Source organism: Allobosea caraganae, from assembly GCF_003351345.1.
Lineage (GTDB): Bacteria > Pseudomonadota > Alphaproteobacteria > Rhizobiales > Beijerinckiaceae > Allobosea > Allobosea caraganae.
The window spans coordinates 1-17,674 of record NZ_QQTO01000027.1; the positions used below are offsets into that span (position 1 = coordinate 1).

General features: G+C 64.2%; 10 protein-coding genes, 1 tRNA gene and 2 pseudogenes. 5 read left to right on the forward strand and 8 right to left on the reverse strand.

Going from position 1 to position 17,674, the window contains the following annotated elements:
* The 4 genes and pseudogenes from DWF00_RS19825 to DWF00_RS30140 all read right to left on the reverse strand — a co-directional run.
* Positions 1-2,101 (reverse strand): autotransporter outer membrane beta-barrel domain-containing protein (locus DWF00_RS19825; protein WP_181832850.1); only part of this gene is annotated, 2,101 nt, incomplete at its 3' end.
* Between the two features lie 355 nt (positions 2,102-2,456).
* Positions 2,457-3,041 carry a hypothetical protein gene (locus DWF00_RS19830; RefSeq protein WP_425453149.1) on the reverse strand — a complete coding sequence of 195 codons (585 nt, stop codon included), beginning with the start codon at positions 3,039-3,041 and terminating at the stop codon, positions 2,457-2,459.
* An 81-nt stretch (positions 3,042-3,122) separates the two neighbouring features.
* Positions 3,123-5,033 (reverse strand): YadA family autotransporter adhesin, encoded by a 1,911-nt coding sequence (locus tag DWF00_RS19835; protein WP_181832851.1) that lies wholly within the window; start codon positions 5,031-5,033, stop codon positions 3,123-3,125.
* A gap of 63 nt (positions 5,034-5,096) precedes the next feature.
* Positions 5,097-5,723: pseudogene (locus DWF00_RS30140) on the reverse strand (hypothetical protein); the annotation flags it as partial.
* A gap of 842 nt (positions 5,724-6,565) precedes the next feature.
* Between DWF00_RS30140 and DWF00_RS19840 the strand changes: the two are divergent.
* Entirely contained in the window at positions 6,566-8,698 is a 2,133-nt protein-coding gene (locus DWF00_RS19840) for a putative bifunctional diguanylate cyclase/phosphodiesterase (RefSeq protein WP_114832062.1), read from the forward strand.
* A gap of 3 nt (positions 8,699-8,701) precedes the next feature.
* On the opposite strand, the gene DWF00_RS19845 is transcribed toward DWF00_RS19840, so the two are convergent.
* Both DWF00_RS19845 and DWF00_RS19850 read right to left on the reverse strand, forming a co-directional pair.
* Positions 8,702-9,115 carry a pyridoxal-phosphate dependent enzyme gene (locus DWF00_RS19845; protein WP_114832063.1) on the reverse strand — a complete coding sequence of 138 codons (414 nt, stop codon included), beginning with the start codon at positions 9,113-9,115 and terminating at the stop codon, positions 8,702-8,704.
* Between the two features lie 650 nt (positions 9,116-9,765).
* Positions 9,766-9,855 (reverse strand) — tRNA-Ser (locus tag DWF00_RS19850).
* 367 nt (positions 9,856-10,222) lie between these two features.
* On the opposite strand from DWF00_RS19850, the gene DWF00_RS19855 reads away from it, so the two are divergent.
* Positions 10,223-10,546, forward strand: a complete 324-nt coding sequence (locus tag DWF00_RS19855) for a hypothetical protein (RefSeq protein WP_114832064.1) — start codon at positions 10,223-10,225, stop codon at positions 10,544-10,546.
* A gap of 73 nt (positions 10,547-10,619) precedes the next feature.
* Here DWF00_RS19855 and DWF00_RS19860 read toward each other — a convergent pair whose 3' ends face one another.
* A complete protein-coding gene (locus DWF00_RS19860) occupies positions 10,620-12,215 on the reverse strand; it encodes a peroxidase family protein (protein ID WP_245974114.1) in 1,596 nt (531 codons plus the stop codon).
* A 496-nt stretch (positions 12,216-12,711) separates the two neighbouring features.
* Here DWF00_RS19860 and DWF00_RS19865 point away from each other — a divergent pair.
* Together DWF00_RS19865 and DWF00_RS19870 are read left to right on the forward strand one after the other, a co-directional pair.
* A pseudogene (locus DWF00_RS19865) lies at positions 12,712-13,359 on the forward strand (magnesium chelatase domain-containing protein); the annotation flags it as partial.
* A gap of 62 nt (positions 13,360-13,421) precedes the next feature.
* Positions 13,422-15,011: a recombinase family protein gene (locus DWF00_RS19870; RefSeq protein ID WP_245974138.1), complete on the forward strand. Its 1,590-nt coding sequence runs from the start codon at positions 13,422-13,424 to the stop codon at positions 15,009-15,011.
* Positions 15,012-15,023: 12 nt separating this feature from the next.
* Here DWF00_RS19870 and DWF00_RS19875 read toward each other — a convergent pair whose 3' ends face one another.
* A complete protein-coding gene (locus tag DWF00_RS19875) occupies positions 15,024-15,272 on the reverse strand; it encodes a hypothetical protein (RefSeq protein WP_147283808.1) in 249 nt (82 codons plus the stop codon).
* 412 nt (positions 15,273-15,684) lie between these two features.
* On the opposite strand from DWF00_RS19875, the gene DWF00_RS19880 reads away from it, so the two are divergent.
* Positions 15,685-17,601 (forward strand): ParB/RepB/Spo0J family partition protein, encoded by a 1,917-nt coding sequence (locus DWF00_RS19880; protein WP_181832854.1) that lies wholly within the window; start codon positions 15,685-15,687, stop codon positions 17,599-17,601.
* Positions 17,602-17,674: the final 73 nt, after the last annotated feature.

A 17,674-nucleotide genomic window follows, 5' to 3' on the forward strand; every position in this document is an offset into this window, starting at 1 on the left:
AGTTCATCGTCGCCATCGGCGCCGCGCCGACCGAGCCGAAGGCCGAGCGCAGCCGGTCGAGCGCGGCCGAGCGCAACGCCGAGCTCTCCTCGACCAGCGCCGTCTTCGCCGAGGCATGGACCTCGCCCGACAGCGAGTTGAGGGCGGTGCCGAGTTGCGCCGCGCTCAGGCCGTAGAGACCGTCCAGGGTTGAGGAGATGGCATTGCCGGCGATGGCCGTGGCGCCGCTATTGAACGCTGCGTCCATCGCGCCGCCCACGGCGGACTGGTTCGATGACAGGCCGGCCTGCTGAGCCATCTGCGAGGTCAGGTTCAGCGTCACATTTGTGCCGGAATAGGCCAGCGCCGCGGCTACAAAAGTGGGCAGGCCCGAGGTGGCCAGCGTGGAGAAGGTGCCGGTCATGCCGCCAGTGGCGGCGAACAGGTCGTAGCTGTTCAGCAGCGTCGAGGTCTGGAAGGGAACCGCCAGCGTGCCGGCGAGCCGGGCCACGCCCGTCACCGCCAGGGCGTCGTTGCCACTGTCGCCCACCCGCAGGGAGAGGGTGCCGGCCGCGGTCTGCACATAGGTGCCGCTGATGAGATGGGTGACCGGGATCCCGGTGCCGGTGACGCCGATCCAGCCGCTGTTCTCGAACCGCTTCTGCGGTCCCGCCGTCGCGGCGATGCGACCATCGATGATGCCGGTGTTGACGATCACCGTGCCAAAGCTGTCAGCGCCGGTGCGCAGGGCATCGGCCACCGCGGGCGCCTGCAAGGTGCCGTAATTCAGCAGGGTGCCGTAGAGACCGTGCAATTCCACCGCCGCGCCGACCACACCGGTTGCCGTTACGGAGCCGGTATTGGTCAAGACGCCATAGGTCTCGCCGCGCATGCCGATGCCGCCGGTGCCGGTGACCTGGACGGTGCCGCTGTTGACGATGTCGTCGCCCTTGCGGCCGGACAAAGCGGCCGCATTGGTGGCGCTGGAGGCCAAGGTGCCGGTGTTGCGGATCGGGTTGTAGATGCCCGCAATGGTGGCGACATAGCCATTGGGCACGGTGGAGCCGGGCGTCAGATAGATGCCCACCACCTGATCGCCATAGGCCGAGTTCGAGGACACCAGCGACGCGCCTGGAATGTTGATCTCGTGCCAGGTGGGGATGCCGAGGGCATCCACATGCAGCACGCCGGCATGCACGACGCCGTCCGCCGTCACCCAGTCGGCCACCATGTTGTACTCACCGGAGCGCCCGGCGCCGGTGATGCCTTCCAGATGGGTGACGATGGCGCCGGGATGGTCGTAGGTGGCCCAAGTGCCGGTGGTCTGGTTGTAGAGATAGCCGTGTTCGAAGCCGATGCCGCCACCCGGCCCCACATTGGCATAGCCGCCGGCGATCATGTCGCCATAGACGCCATAGGCGGTGGTGCTGACCGCGCCGGGCTTGTTGTTGGTCGCGTAGGTGCCCGTGGAGATGGTGTAGACCATCGCATTGCCGGTCGCGAGGCGCGTGTCGTAGTCGCCCACCACCTGATCGCCGAACGTGCTGTGAGCGATGGTGAAGAGGGTCGGGTTGCCGGTGGCGCTCGGATAGGCCAGCGGCGTGAGCTGCTGGTTCGGTGCCGCTGCGGCGTCGTAGAGATAGCTGAGATCATAGGGCGTCGAAGCGGGCGTGATGTAGCTGCCGACCGTGCGCAGGACACCGCCCTGGTTGCCGAAGCTCGGCCCATAAGGGGACGAGCCGATGGCGCCGGGATAGTTTACGCCGCTGGCGGTGGCCACCGGCATGGCCGACCACTGGGCCGTGCTCGTGTTGTAGAGCAAGCCGCCGGTGCTGCCGTTCACCACATAATTGCCGACGATGGTGTTTCCGCGAATGCCGGTGAGGAAGGTGCCGGTGGTGCCGAAATTTAACGTCGTGTAGGGCGTCGCTGCCGACGCCAGCGGCGTGCTGCCAGGGAAGACGGCAATTGTGCTCTTGGCGCCGTCGAACCCGATGGTGCCTGCAGTAGCGGCGGTCGGCGCCAGCTTCAGCGCGCCGCTGCTGAGGAACGTGTCGACGGCGTCGAAATTGAACGTCGGGTAGGGCGCCGCCGTCTGCGCCTGCGCCGCAGCGCTAAACACGCAGAGCGCGGTGCCGGCGATGGCAAAATAAGCGCAAGAAGATAGTGGATGCCCGCGAATTTCAACTTTCGTCATCACGATCGCCTCGCCCAGGCCACAATAATGAAAAGGCTAGCAGAACCGTAGATGGAAGATAGACATATGATTTGAATCTACGTCAACTTGCATTACCGATAGTAAAATACAGCATAACGTGATCTTTTTAACACGGAATCGATCGAAAAACCTACGATATGGCCAGTTTTCCGCTGCGTCCAATCTCAGAATATGTGTGATATGGCCTGTTTTACCATTCACGGCCATTCGGCACCTAAGTCAGCCTCCACCGACGCGGCCCACACAACTGGTGATAAGATTACTTTGGGCTGGGCTTTGGTTTCGGCGCTGGTTCTGGTTTGGGCTGATCCGGTACGGGAGCCACGCTCGTCGGCGCAGTCGGCGTTGCTGAGCCAACTCCGACCGAGATCCCGAATAATTTCCATTGCCCGGCCACGGGCGCGAAGACCAGTTCGAAATTGGCTTGCGAGGGCACCGAAGGAAAGAAGCCTGCCATCCGAAGCATGCCACTAGCCTCGATCTGCGGCAGCGTGGTGAGGTGCGGATCGATGACTGCCACGCCGGAAAGGTCGAGCTTGTCGTTGCGTTGCTTGGCGAAGATCTCTGCCAACCTCGCTGCGGTATTTGCCTGGAAGCCCGGGGCACCGAGATCCCGCAGCACGGTGTAGTTGCCAGTCTTGTTGGCTTGATCAAGCGCCAGCAACGCCGAACGGATGAGGATCAGCACGCCGTTCCGGTCAATCTGCGCCGGCGTTGGGACGGCAGCCGGACCAGGGGCGCCCGGTTCCGGCTTGGGCTGTTGCGCGAAGGCTGCACCGCTGCCTTGCCCCGCCCCGAGAACAAGCGCCGTGATGAGAGCAAGGGCTGCAACAGTCGCCCGCATCGGCCATGTCCTCCAGATCAACGGCATCGAATTCGGCGTTGGCTGCAAGAGTCCATGCCCATGCCGGGGCTCGATCGACAATCAGAACTCCCCCTGCAGGCCCACGCGCATACCATGGCTGCTCTCGCCCCCATACGCATAGCCAGCCGTGACGGCGAGCGGGATGCCCGTGTCGAAGCGATGAGCCAGCGACGCGCCAAAGCCGTGCTCGCCTTTGAAGTTGGCGTAGTTGACCGCCCAACTCGTCTTGCCGGCGGTGGAGGGCATCGATGCGGTCGTCATCGCCATTGCTGCGGCGACGCCCTGACGGGCTTCGGCGCGCGATCGGCGGGCGTAAATCTCGACGTTGCTGATGCGCGAATCCATCGTCGCCAGCCGCCCGTCGAGCGCGCCGACATCGAAGGCGCTCGTCGCGAGATTGCCGGAGGCATCGGTCGTGACGAGGCTCACCGGACCCCTCTGGGCGGCAAGGCTCGCGGCCGACGTCACCCCCGCCAGCGTGTAGGTGCTCCGGGCCGTGCCGACGACGGTCTGGCTCGCGCGTGTCGCGACGGCGCCCTGTCCGATGGCTGTGGAGTTGGCGTAGGTCGCCTGCGCGCCCTGTCCGATGGCGGTCGCGTTCTGGCCGGAGGCGACCGCGTTGCCGCCAAACGCGGAGGCATTGGCGCCAGTCGCCTGCGCCTGGAAGCCGACGGCCGTCGTGGGATCGGCGCTGGCGATGGCTCCCGCGCCGATTGCGGTCGCTCCCGCGAATGTCGCCTGCGCCCCTTGTCCGTAGGCGGCCGCACCTGAGCCCGAAGCGATGGCCCCAGAGCCGTTGGCGGTCGCATTGTCGCCCGACGCCGAGGCGCCGAAGCCGGTCGCGGTGGCGTTCGCGCCGGTGGCTGTAGGGGCTGCGAGCCCGGATGTGTTGTTGCTCGCGAGCGGAAAGCTTGCGACGCCAGCGTTGACGCCTGCGATCGCGGCGTCGAGCTGGCCTACCGTGCTGGCATCGTTCGCGGCGATGCCATTGGCGAGGCCGGTGAGCAGGCGATTGCCGCCGGTGCCGGCGATGCTCACGAGAGAGCCGCCGGTGGCCGCCCCCACCGTGATCGCGCTGCTGGCCGGGTCCTGCTGCACGAGGCCGACCGTCCCAGAGTTGATGCCGTCGCGTAGCGAGGTCAAATCGCTTGTCGTCGTCGCAATGTCGGTCGTGTTGGTGGCGACCTGTCCTTGCAGAGTCGAGATGTTGCCGGTGTTGGCCGTGGTCTGGCCCTGTAGCGTGGTGATGTTCTGCGTGTTCACCGCAATGTTGCTGGTGTTCGAGCTGGTCTGGCTATCGAGCGCGCTCAGCGCCGAGCCAACCGTGCTGAAGGGCGCGCCCTGGATCGTGTAGGTCGGAGCGGTGAAGGCGCCCGTCGCGACGTCGTAGGCCGCCGAGCCGCCGAGACTTGCAGCCAATGCGCTGCCGAGATTGGTCGATACGCCTTGCAGCTGGTTCAGGTTGACGGCATCCGTCCCCTGCGAGCCCGGAGCCAGTCCGGTGATCTGCCGAGTGCCTGACGAGGCGCCGATCGCCACCTCTCCGATCGAGCTCTGGGTTCCCGGCAGCCCGAAGGCGGCGTAGTTCGTCAGCGAACCGCGTTCGGCAATCGAGAACCCACCGAGGGCAACGTTGGTACCCGGTGCCGTTGGCGAAATCGCCGCGCCCTGACCCACGACCACCGAATTGGCCACGCCATTGTCGGTCGCCCCCTGGCCGAGGACGAGCGAATTCTCCCCGGCGGCGGTGGCGGCCTGGCCGAGGACGGTCGCGTTCGCCGCATTGGCCAGCGCGCCCTGTCCAAGCGCGGTTGCATTCGTCTGCCCTGCCGCCGTCGCACCCGCTTGCGCGCCCTGGCCCAGCGACGTGGTGTTGCCGTTGGTGAAGCCGTTTCCCGACGTCCCTCCGGCCGTGGCGCTTTCGCCTATCGCAACGCTGTTGCTGCCCGAGGCCGTGCTACCGGAACCCATCGCGGCGCTGCCGCCACCCGAGGCGGTGCTGAACGAGCCGGTCGCGGTGCTGAAATCTCCCGAGGCGGCGCTATCGGCCCCCGTTCCGGTGCTTCGGAACCCTGACGCTGTGCTGGTGACGCCTGTCGCAGTGCTGAAATCGCCGGACGCCGTGCTGCTAACGCCGGTCGCGGTGCTCAGAAAGCCCGAGGCGGTGCTGATCGAGCCCGTTGCAGTGCTGGAGCTCCCCGAGGCGATGCTGCCCACGCCGGTCGCAGTGTCCCTGAAACCCGAAGCCGTAGCGCCAAAGCCCATGGCGGTGCTGAAATCGCCCAAGGCAGTACTGGCATTGCCCGTCGCGCTGCTCTGGAGGCCGAAGGCTAAGGCGCCTGTACCACAGGCGAAGCTGGCAGGCCCGGTCGCCGTGCCCGTTCCGGATCCGCTGGTTTCTTGGCACACGAACTGCGCAGTCGCTGGGGAAGGTCCCGTTGCGAGCCCGATGCCAATCAAAGCTGCGAGGATAGAGTGCGAGCCCAAACGGCTGAGCATGAGGCTATGTGATGTGGTGCGCGAGGTCATGCGGGGGCACCGCACGCGCCTGTGCCGCATGGATTCCTTCAATTTTTGCATATGAGCTTTCGACCCTGAACGCGAAAGCGGAGACACATGTCTCACGCTTGGTATCATCAGGGCGATGACGCAACGTAGCATTCAAATGAGCGGCGTGGATACGAAGATTACGCAAAAATCATCGTTTTGTCTGCAGTGTGTCATTTCGACAGAGCGAGCCACTTAATATTTATCGGTCGGCACGTGGGCTTTATTTAAGACGAAACGCTGAAAAGCTCGGTCAACCGCTTGATAGCTCAAAGCAATATTTGCAATCGGCCGAGATTGGTCGGCAGCCAAGAAGCATGCTATACTTCCTTGCTACAAAATCAATAAATTATGTAAAATTGTGTCGTGAGAGGGGTATTTAGCGCATTTATCCTCACCATTACGTTAAGGAATAAAAGTCTTGATATATAATCAGGCACTTAAACCCGGAAACAATATCCGCCTCGCATATGGCTTTTCTGATCGAACGGGCTCTGGAATCTACGAGATTATCAGAATCATGCCAACGCTCGAAGATGGCGAGCGTCAATACCGTGTCAGGGGAACGGATGGGTTCGAAAGAGCAATTGGCGCGGGCCAGATTTTGGAAGGATCTCGGGAAGAGGGCGTAGAACCAAGCCGAGCAGGTTCGGAGCCACCGGGGAAAAAGCGCGGTCGTTTGACGCCTCCTTCGCGCTCTCTTCCTGGCCCTCGTCGCGCTTTCAAAACATGACCGTCAGGAATGGCGGGTCTTTCTTAGATCTCGAAGGCTTCGAGGGCTAAGCGCGCACGCTCGGCCGCCAAAGACCCTGCAATCCTCGTTGTGCCGCGTTCCGTGCATTGGGATGGCGCAGGTCGCAGCAGCGTTTCAATTGAATGCACGCCGAGCGAGAGTCCTTAAATTTTCGCGAGCAGGTTGAAATACCGTAGCTTATTACGCTGCGGCGGAGAAAGTCATGATCCAATCAACTCTCTCCATTCGCGCGAAGCTAACGCTGATATCGACGGTTTTCGTCATAATCGTTGTCAGTCTGGCCACGCTCGGTGCGACCCGATTATTGATGATCGGCGAAAGAACCGAAGCGATCGAGCGAAGGTGGCTTGCAGGAACGCTGGTGCTAGGGGAACTGAGCAACCGGATCCCCCGCTTTCGGCTCGTGGGCACATATCGCGCTCTCGCCCCCGATGCCTCCGCGCTCCGCGAAGTCGACGCCGTGCTGAAGGACCGCCGCGTCGAACTTGAAGACCTGCTCAGGGAATATGCCGACCTTCTCGGTGAAAATATTCCGCGTACCGAAGTAGCAGCGCTTCGAAGTGCTCTGGACGCCTATTTCGTTGAACACGACGCCTGGGTAGCAGCCGATACGAAGGGTATGCTCGATGAGCCCGCCCGCCGGAACAGCTCTCTGCACTTGCTCTACAGAACGGCGGACGACGCGCTCGACGCTCTAACCGAGGCGAACAAGGCCGAGTCCTATGCCGAAGTCGATGCAACAGATCGGCTTGTGACCGCCACGACCATCACCATGGTCATCGCGTCGGTCGCCGCCGTTCTGTTCGCCTTGTGGATGATGCTCCGCCTCCGCACGCACATCACGCAGCCGCTGGTCGCCATAACCCGTGCCTTGTCCCAACTCGCTGCCGGTGATCGTAGTGTCCAGGTGCCCGAGGCCAATCGCAACGACGAGATCGGTGAGATGGCAAAGGCCTTCGATACCTTTCGTGCCAACGCGGTGGCCCTCGAGGAAGCGCATGAGGCGACGCGGACAGCCCAGGAACATGCGCAGGCATTGGCACGGCACGATGCCCTGACGGGCTTGCCAAACCGCCGCGTCTTCTCGGCGGCGCTGCAGGCGGCGTTCAGCAGCGCCCATGACGGCACGTCCAGCTACTGGGTGCTGATGATCGATCTCGATCGCTTCAAACCGATCAACGATCTACAGGGCCATCCGATCGGTGACCTGGTCCTGTGCGAGACGGCGCGGCGGCTGACGGAGGTCGTGCGCAAGACCGACACAGTGGCTCGCCTCGGCGGCGACGAGTTCGCCATTATCGCGAAGGCCGATCAAGCGGATCAGCTGGAAGACGCGATGCGTCTGGCCAGTCGGGTCATCAGCGCCATCCGAGAGCCGATATTCATAGGAGCAGCCAGGGCGGAGATCGGCGCCAGCATTGGCATCGCTCGCTGTCCTGCAGACGGGGCCGACCCTGAGGGTATGCTCCGCGCGGCCGACATCGCCATGTACCGGGCCAAGAGGGATGGCCGGGGCACGTATCGATTCTTCGAGCAAAGCATGGATGAGGAGCTGCACGCTCAGGCGGAGCTGGAAGCGGACCTCAGGAAGGCCGTTGCGGACGGCGTGATACGACCTCACTATCAGCCGCTGGTTAACCTGAAAGACGGCCGGGTTTATGGCTTCGAATTGCTGGCTCGCTGGAATCACCCGGAGCGTGGCTCCGTTCCCCCTGACGTCTTCATCCCGTTGCTCGAACACCTTGGCCTCATCGCGGACCTGACCTGGTCGATTCTCCGTCAGGCCTGCCGGGAAGCGGCTGGATGGCCGAAGGACGTTACCCTGGCGCTCAACATCTCGCCCATCCAGCTCAAGGACCCGGCGCTCCCGACTCAACTCCTCACGATCCTGAGGCAGGAGAGAATGTCGCCAAAGCGCCTGGAGATCGAGATTACCGAATCGGCCCTCGTGAGCGACTTGGAGACCGCCAAGCTGACCCTGACGGCGCTCCAGAGTATCGGGGTCAAAGTCTCGCTCGACGATTTCGGCACGGGCTATTCGAGCTTGTACCATCTCCGGGAGATGAAATTCGACAAGGTGAAGATCGATCGATCCTTCGTTCAGTCGATGCGCGAGAACAAGGAGAGCGAGAAGATCGTCGACGCGATCCTGAGCCTTGCGAAAAGCCTCGACTTACCGACGGTCGCCGAGGGTATCGAAAACCTGGGAGTCCAGGAACAATTGGCGGAGCGGGGCTGCGAGTTTGGTCAGGGCTATTATTTCGGAAAAGCTATGACCGCCGTAGAGGCGGGCGCTCTTCTCAAAGGGCGTCAAGAGCGAAGACGCACCGGGTAGACTTCAAGGTGTGGTTTTCCAATTCGCCGATCGGGCGCCGTCGATCTTAAGGCCGTGGTGCCGAGCGAGCCGGCTTCGCAGGGACGCCCAATCCGCCGCCTCGGGGAGGGCGATTGCGACGCCGGAACTCGTTGCGCCCTTCTGGCCGGAAGAGGTCGAGATATGAACGACGGGGCCGTCCGTGATCTTGCCGGAGCGTGCGTACCGACGGCACGCCACAAGGCCGGCGCAGGAGGCGGCCTCTGCCCAGATGCCGGCGCGGGCCAGCGTCTGCCGGGCGTCCAGGATGTCCAGATCCGATACCGTGACCGTAAGTCCGGATGCGTCGCGCAGGGCGGAGACGGCACGATAGCCGTTGCGGTTGGAGCCAATGCCGCGCGCAATCGTGGCGACAGGCTCGACCTCGGCGGACAGCACGTTCGAACGCCAGGCATGACCTCAAGCGCGCCGGCCGTCGTCGCCAGGGCCGCAATGCAGATCGCCAGCTTAGAGTACTCTTCCATGGCGCCTTCGATCTGAATGGCGTGGATCGCGCCGGTGCCGACCACCGTAACCGCCAGAACGCTGTGAAGAATGCGCCAGAGCTCGTAGCCAAGCTTGAAGACCCGCCGGGTCGCCACCAGCACCGCGGTCAACACCAGGCACCACAGGCTGATCACCCCGTAGAGCGAGAACGGCGTCGGCACGACCAATAGCAGGCGTCGGTAATGTCGGGACTGTAGGCAGCCCGAGCGCAAGGCATTGCGGCACGGTCCTGTGCACGGTCTCGACGACGATCTCCGGCCCGAAGGCCCGCAATTCCTCGGTTCCAGCAGTGAGGCAGTTGCCGCACCGAAGGTCCGCTTCCAGGCAGTGACCCAGAGTCTGCTCTTGGCGCGAGGCGGAACTCTTAGTCCCCGCATGCAAGCTGGGGCAGGAAAGCCTATATCCGAGCCAGAAAGTGGCCCTGGAAGACCTCTGCCTTCTCAAACTTCCGTTCAGCGGCGGAATCGCGCCCACTCCTAACTCCCGGAAACTCCGGAGAATCAGGCTCAGCGCGCTGCACATGAGGGAAAGCTATAACTAGCTGGCGGACAGGGCGGGATTCGAACCCGCGATACGGTTTCCCGTATACACACTTTCCAGGCGTGCGCCTTCAACCACTCGGCCACCTGTCCGGCGCGCTGCTTATGACCGCCGAGCCGGCTTCTTTCAAGGGCTGAAACAGCGCTGATTCACATTCATCGACCCGATGTCCACGACCGAGCTCTCCCGGGAGAGCAAAAACCATGCGCCCGCCCCTGCGAATCCAGCGGCATCGGCCGCAAAATACCGGGTTCTGCCGGGCCTCCGGCCAGGATGCGCGGCTGTCGGGGCCCTTTGCGTCAACGGCGCCATTGCTTCGCCGCAGCTTGCGATCGAGCGATGTTGCAATCCAACGTGCGAATGAGCACATCCGGCGCGGGGCGTTCGGGACATTGGCTTGGCGCGGATTCTCCGTTCGGCGGGATTCGGACGGAGCGCGCGGGCGCAGGCGGGGTTGGGATGCTGAGATTTCTGCTGCGGATGCTGGGCTATCTGAGCGTCGCCGGCGGTTTCGTCGTGCTCGTGCTCGACGGCGCCCGCTCGATCGCCAATTCGACGCTGCTGTTCACGCCGCTCTCGGAGACGCTGACCGCCCTGTTGCGCGAGCGCTACGCGCTGATCCAGCCGATGGTCGAGCGCAACATCCACCCGCTGCTCTGGGATCCGGTGCTGCTCAACCTGCTGAAGGCGCCGACGGCGGTGGCCGGCTTCGCGCTCGGCTTTGCGCTGCTCTGGCTCGGCGCCAGGCCGAAGCCGAAGATCGGCGTCGTCACGAGGCGATAGCGCACAGTTTCCGTAGCCCGCCCGGGGCGAGGCATGAAAGGGCGGCCCAGGCCGCCCTTTCCGTCTCAGCCGATCAACCGATCGGGTTGACGTCGTCGACCAGGCGCAACAGGTCGGCCATGGTGAAGTCATTGATCTTGGCCGAGGGCAAGGTCGGCTTCCAGTCCTTCATCTGCCAGATGTAGGATTGCGGATCGCCATGGACGAGGCCGACGAAGACCTCCGAGACGATGGTCGAGCCGACCGGGCCGAGCCGCTCGCCATTGCCGCGGATCTGGGCCTCCTTGAGGATGTAGTACCAAAGCGGAGTCTGCTTATCGAGGCCCTGCTGCTTGGCGACGCCGCCGTCCGGCCCGCTGGCGATCTCGGCCGTGGTCAGCGGCTTCTTGACCTTCATGGCGGCCGCGACGTCCTGGCCCGAGGGCAGGCCGAGCATGACGCCGCGCTTCAGGTTGCGGAAGGCGAGGTTGCCGCCGCCGCCCGGCAGGTCGTGCAGCTCCTTGACCAGGAACGGATCGAGCCGCCGGGCATGGTTGAAGGTGAAGCCCGCCGTCCCGGACGGCGTGGCGAGGTCGTGGAAGCGGCGCCAGTCGATGATCCAGTTGCTCGGCAGCACCGAGACAGGCAGGGGGCCGGTCGGCGGGTTCGGCGCGAGGTTGCCCGTGATCTGCCCGGACAGGCCGGTGAAGCCGAAGAGCAGGTCGAAGCCGATGTCGGGGAAGACGTGGTTATGGCTGTAGGTCTGCCTGACCATGCTGTGGCCGAGCCGATAGGCCGCCACCGAGAACTCGACCGGCATGTAGGGCGTGCGCTTGAAGCGGTAGAACTTGCGCCCGTCATGCAGGATCTTCGCGACGATGCCGGGCTCGGTCAGGCGCTCGACGAAATCGTGCAGCACCAGCCACTGGTAATGCCAGGTGACGATGCGGCGCGCCTCGGTGAAGAGATCGGCCGGCGGCCTGGACCCGCCCGAAAGGATGTCGCAGACCTTGTTGTGGAACTTCAGGAAGGCGAGATGGGTCTGCGCCACCAGGAGGTTCTCGTCGTTGCGGTGGTCGCCGATCAGCGCCATGCCCTCGGGCGAGCGCGGCAGGTCGTTGCTGAAATCGCCGGTGACCCCGCCGAAGCCGACGGTCATGTTCTTGCCGATGACGAATTTCGGGCCGCGGGTTTTGAAGTCCGGCCCGTTGCGCGCGTAGAGCTGCGGCGAGCCGTCCGGCCCGAGCCCGTAGAGGCAGTCGAGGTCGAGGCTCGGCGTGCGGAAATTCTCGACGCCGAGCGGGTCCTTCTGCTTGTCGCCGAGCGAGGTCAGGTCGAGCGTGATGTCGTGGTCGACGAACTGGCCGAGATAGGTGAAGCCGGCCGGGACGTTGGGATTGTCCTTGGTCGCGTCGGCCGGCGTGGCGTCGAGCATCGCCTCGGCGAGCGCCTTGAGCTTGGCGTCGCTGACCTGCAGCGGCGCCAGCTTCGGGAACATCCGCCCGAACATGCCGGGGTCCTTGTGGCCCGAGAGCGCATCGAGCAGCTCGCGGGTCGGATGGCGGCCGGCGACGCCGTGGCCGGGCGTGACCTTGACCGCATTGGCCCTGGCGGTGGTGGCCTTGAGCAGTTCGACCGGCAGGCTGGTGCCAGCCTTGGTCACCGGAGGCAAAGTCATCGTGTCAGGCATGGAAATCTCCTGTCGCTTTGGGCGCCGGAGCGCCTTGGACGTGAAAGATTGTCCCCCAAAATCCCCGTTGCCTTAGGCCGTGAGCCACGCCCCGCCACGCTCTGCGTCATGGCGAACACTGTAAAATATCGCTAAATCTTCCGAATATAGTCTCCGGCGTGGCGCCGCCGAATTCCTCTAATATCAATACGCAATCCAGGCAAGTCTCCCTGGAGACGAATTCTGAACGAACACCATCAAGAACTTGCGGCAAGCTGTTTCGAACAAACAGCGATTACAAGATCGCCGAAAGAAGCAGCATCGTCTCCCATCTCGCTGACGAAGAGAAAGCCGGCGACCGAGCGAGGGAGCCGTAGCGACCTTTCCGCGCAAGGCTCCATGACCCCCGTCACAGACGCCGGATGGCGCCGTCTCATCCGGCGCCACAAGTTCCCTATATGTTCTTGCCTTGGCGCCGGGCTTTCGCTAGCTTCCGATTGGGCAGGGGGTGGCGCTGATGGTGACGCGGGTCGCGACGGTTGCGTTCGAGGGCATCGAGGCGCGCAGCGTCGACGTGCAGGTCCAGGTCACGCCCGGCAACGTCAACTTCATCCTGGTCGGCCTGCCGGACAAGGCGGTGGCGGAGAGCCGCGAACGGGTGCGCGCCGCGCTGATCGCGTCAGGGCTGGCGCTCCCGGCCAAGCGCATCACGGTCAATCTCGCGCCGGCCGACCTGCCCAAGGAGGGCAGCCACTACGATCTCCCGATCGCGCTCGGCGTGATGGCCGCGATCGGCGCGATCCCGGCCGATGCGCTGGCGGGCTATACGGTGCTGGGCGAGCTTGCGCTCGACGGCTCGCTGACCGCGGTCGCCGGCGTGCTGCCGGCGGCGATCGCAGCCTATGGGCGCGGCCAGGGGCTGATCTGCCCGGCGGCCTGCGGGCCGGAGGCGGCCTGGGCAGCGGCCGATATCGACATCCTCAGCCCGCGCTCGCTGATCCAGCTCGCCAACCATTTCAAGGGCACGCAGGTGATGGCGCGGCCGGTGCCGGCGATGGCGCGGCAATCGGGACCATTGCCCGACCTTTCCGATATCCGCGGCCAGGAAAGCGCCAGGCGGGTGCTGGAGATCGCGGCCGCCGGCGGCCACAATCTCCTAATATCAGCTGCACTATTGTCTCTGCTCGTTAGGCATTCCTTTTCACGAGCATGGCAATGTCCGCAATCATGGCCCGATCCAAAACACGAGCGCAATCGACACCGGCAAAGCCGTGTGCGTACTCCTATGTGCGCTTCTCGACGCCGGAGCAGGCGCGCGGCGAGAGCTTTCGCCGGCAGATCGAGGCTGCGCGTGCTTATGCCGCCAAGCATGGCCTCGTGCTCGACGAAAGTTTTCGCGACGAGGGCGTTTCGGCGTTCAAGGGCAAACACCGCGACGAGCGGGCGGCGCTGGGCGCCTTCCTAAAGCGCGTCGAGAGCGGCGACGTTGCAAAGGGGTCGTACCTTCTCGTCGAGAGCCTCGACCGATTGTCGCGAGAAGAGGTGGTCGATGCCCTGGAGCTGTTTCTGGGGTTGACCCGCAACGGCATCACCATCGTCACGTTGACCGATCAGCGTGTCTATTCGCGTGCGAGCCTGCGAGCCGACCAGACGCAGCTGATCATCTCCATTGTCGTGATGTCGCGTGCTCATGAAGAAAGCGCCCTGAAGTCCAAGCGCGTCTCCGACGCCTGGGCGGCCAAGCGCCAGCGCGCGGCCGACGACAAGCAGGCGATGACAGCGCGCTGCCCAGGCTGGCTCGAACTCGTCGGCGGCCCGAAGTCGGGCGAGTATCGCGAGATTACGAAGCACGTCGAGATCGTTCAGAAGATGTTTGCGGACACGATCGCCGGCCTTGGCCGTCGCTCAATCCAGGCGAAGCTGAACGCCGACGAAGTCCCGACCTGGGGCACTGGCAAGAAGAAGGGCCAGTACTGGCACGACAGCTACATCGCAAAGATTTTGTCTAACCCGGCGACCTTCGGCCGCTATGTGCCGCGCGGCAAACTTGCCGGCGGATCGGATGCGACCGCTGAGGCAGCGATCGACGGGTATTTCCCGGCAATCATCGACGAGGAGACGTTTTGGGCGGCGCAAGTCGCATCCAAGGCGCGAGGCTTTGGTAAAGGCACGCCCGGTCGTCGCAAGAACCTCCTGTCAGGTCTCGTGCGCTGCGAAGCTTGTGGCAGCAACATGATCTTCATCGACAAGATGGTGCGCGGTGGCGGCCACAAGCTACGCTGTGGCCGCGCTCATGCCAGCGCCGGCTGCGATCATCGCACCATGTACGATTACAAGAAGGTGGAGCTCGCGGTTGTGTTCGGGCTCGGCCAGCGCCGGAAAGCGCTGATCGACGCCGCCACTGATCGCCAAAGCCAAGCGCAAGCGGCACTGTCTGCGGCTCAGGCTCGCCGCGAAGCAATCGAGCGCCAGCTCGATAACCTCATCCAGCTCGTTCAAGCCTCGGGCGGCGGCAGTCGCCTCGGCAAGCAGGTCCAGGCGCTCGAGGCCGAGCTGGAGGCGGCAGAGACGGAAGCTGCAAAGCTCGACCGGGCCTATCGGCAATCTCGGCCCGCCGATATCGACGAAGCCGCCGCCGGGTTGAAGGTCGTCTATGACAGTCTCAATGCCGATCCGGACGACCTCGCCGTTCGCGCTGCTTTCCAGCAGCGGCTCAAGCTGCTGGTTGCTCATGTCGTGCTGGGTCCGACCGGTTTTGTCGCGACCCATAGCGATGGCTCAACGTCGCGGACCAGCTTCGCCGGCCCGCGCCGCTGAGCGGCTCGCCTTCTACTCGCCAAGCCGCCGGGTCGTGGAATCGGTACGGCCTTTGAGCCCGGTCAGCGCCCCGATCCGGCGCCGCACCTTCGACCAATGCCCCGATGGGCGATCGATCTCGACGAGCCGGCCCTGCCGCTCGTCGTCGGCGAGCTGACGCGCATTGTAGTAGGCCGAGGAGCCGTGACGCCCCATCAGCGCCTGCGCGTCACGCTCGACCAGCTCGCCCTGGCGTCTTCGCAGACCACGGTACGCGGCCAACCATCCCGATATCCGACTTAACATGGGAGCCATCGTCTTTCGTAACCTGTCGACCATGATGCCGCTTTGCCCATGAAATGTCGAACAGTCTTCCAATCAGGCACAAGCGCGACTGATCCAGGGCGATAGCCCCGACAGTCTGACCTCAGCATAATTCAATTGATCCGACTGCAGGGGAGTGGGGCTTCGCCCCTCTCCCCTCGCGAGCGCTCGGCGTAGGCGCCGGCGGCCTCGCATGTCGCGCAGATCGGGAAGTTTGATTCCGTCGTTTCATCTCCCTCCCAACCCGATCCGCCCGCCCCGCAAGGCGCCGGGCCCGCTCGCGCTCGCCACCCCTCTCCCCACCGCTCTCGCGGCCCCGGGAGGCATGGCCGGGGACCATGCCTCGGTCGGCAACGGAGAGAGGTTTCCCATGTCGCGTGAGTTGATCGAAGTCCCCCTGAACAAGCTGGTCGTCGCTGAGAGCAATGTTCGCCGTACCGGCGCCAAAGATGGCGTCGAGGAGTTGGCGGCCAGCATTCTGGCGCACGGTCTGTTGCAGCCGCTGCTGGTCGTCGCGTGCGAGGACGGGCGCTATGCCGTCATCGCCGGTTCGCGCCGGCTTGCAGCGATGAAGCTGCTCGCCAAGCGCAAGGCGCTGCCGCGCGGCTTTGCCGTTCCAGTGATGGTGCGTGAGGCCGGCGAGGAGGAGAGTTTGGCCGAGAACGTCGTGCGCATGACGTTGCATCCCGCCGATCAGTACGAAGCGTTTCGTCGGCTCGAACTGTCTGGTTTGGGTGCGGCTGACATCGCAGCGCGCTTTGGCGTCTCGCTAAGGATCGTCCGGCAGCGGCTCGCGCTCGGCGCGGTCGCGCCTCATCTCATGCAGGCCTACCGGGATGGCGAGCTGACGCTTGCTCAGCTTGAGGCCTTTACCGTCACCGACGATCCGGTCCGTCAGGATCAGGTCTATCAGGCGCTCGGCTCGTTCAGGGAGCCGTGGCGGATCAGGGCGGCGCTGACGCAGGCTGATATCTCTGGACGAGACCGGCGCGTTCAGTTCCTTGGGCTGGACGTCTATGAGATGGCCGGCGGCGCGGTGCTGCGCGACCTGTTCTCGACCACCGACGAGGTTTGGTTGACCGATGCCGCGCTGCTCGACCGGCTCTGCCTCGGCAAGCTCGGCGAGATCGCCGATCAGGTCGCGCAGGAGGGTTGGCTGTGGACGGACGTGGCGTTGGAGTTCCCCCACAGCCATGGCTGCCGGCGCGTCTATCCTTTTGCCGTCGAGCTGACCGATGACGTGGTGCAGCAGCGGCTTGCCGCCAATGTGGCCTTGGAGGAACTTTACACCCAGCATCCTCGCGACGAGGTGAGCGAGGAGGTCGCAGCCGAGATGGCGAGGCTGGACGAGGAAATCACGCGACTCTCCCATCAGGCCTACGCTTACGATCCCGCGATCATTCCATGCGCAGGCGTCTTCGTTGTCCTGGGCCATGATGGAGATGCTCGTATCGAGCGCGGATTTGTCAGACCCCAAGACGAGGTCCCGGAGCCGGAAGGTGAGCACGAGGCCAAGGCGGCGCAGGCGAGCAACAACGACAGCGTCAGTGCAGATGTCACCATGCCTGTCGAAGCGGAGAGCGGAGGCATTGGTTTGTCGGATCGGCTGATCGCCGATCTGTCCGCGCAGAGGACCGTCGCGCTTCGCGACGTTCTCGCCCGCCAGCCTGACATCGCCATGCTGGCGCTTGCGCACACATTGATCCTGCAAGGCTTCTATGGCCGGCGCTATGACGCGCCATCTTGCCTGACCATCCGGATCGAGGCGCCCGCGCTGGCACAGCATGCCGAGGGAATCGACGATGGACCCGCCGCGCGCGCCATCACGGAGCGGCACGAGGAGTGGGCCAAGATGATGCCGCAGGAGGCGGCAGAGCTTTGGGATTGGCTGTCCACGCTCGACCGTGACAGCCGTGACGCCTTGCTGGCCCATGTGGTCGCGCAAAGTGTCAATGCGCTTATCCTGCCCCATGAGTGCAGGACGAGTGTGATCCGGGATGCGAATCGGTTGGCGCAGGCAACCGGCTTGGCCATGCGGGATTATTGGAGCCCGACCGTGCCGGCTTATCTTGGACGCGTCACCAAGGCTGCGATCATGCAGGCGGTGGAGGAGGGCGTCTCAAACGAGGCAGCGCAGCGGCTGGGCAGCCTGACCAAGGTCGAGATGGCCAGACAGGCCGAGCGCCTTCTGGTCGAAACGGATTGGCTGCCGGCCGGATTGCGGACTCCTGCCGACGTGGCAGAGGGGGAGCAGGAGGCAGTCGCGTTCGCGCAAGCTGCTGAGTAGGCGGACCTCTTGGTTCAAGGTGTTAGGCGGCCGCTCCGATGGGGCGGCCGTTTTCGTCGTTGTTGAAGCTGCC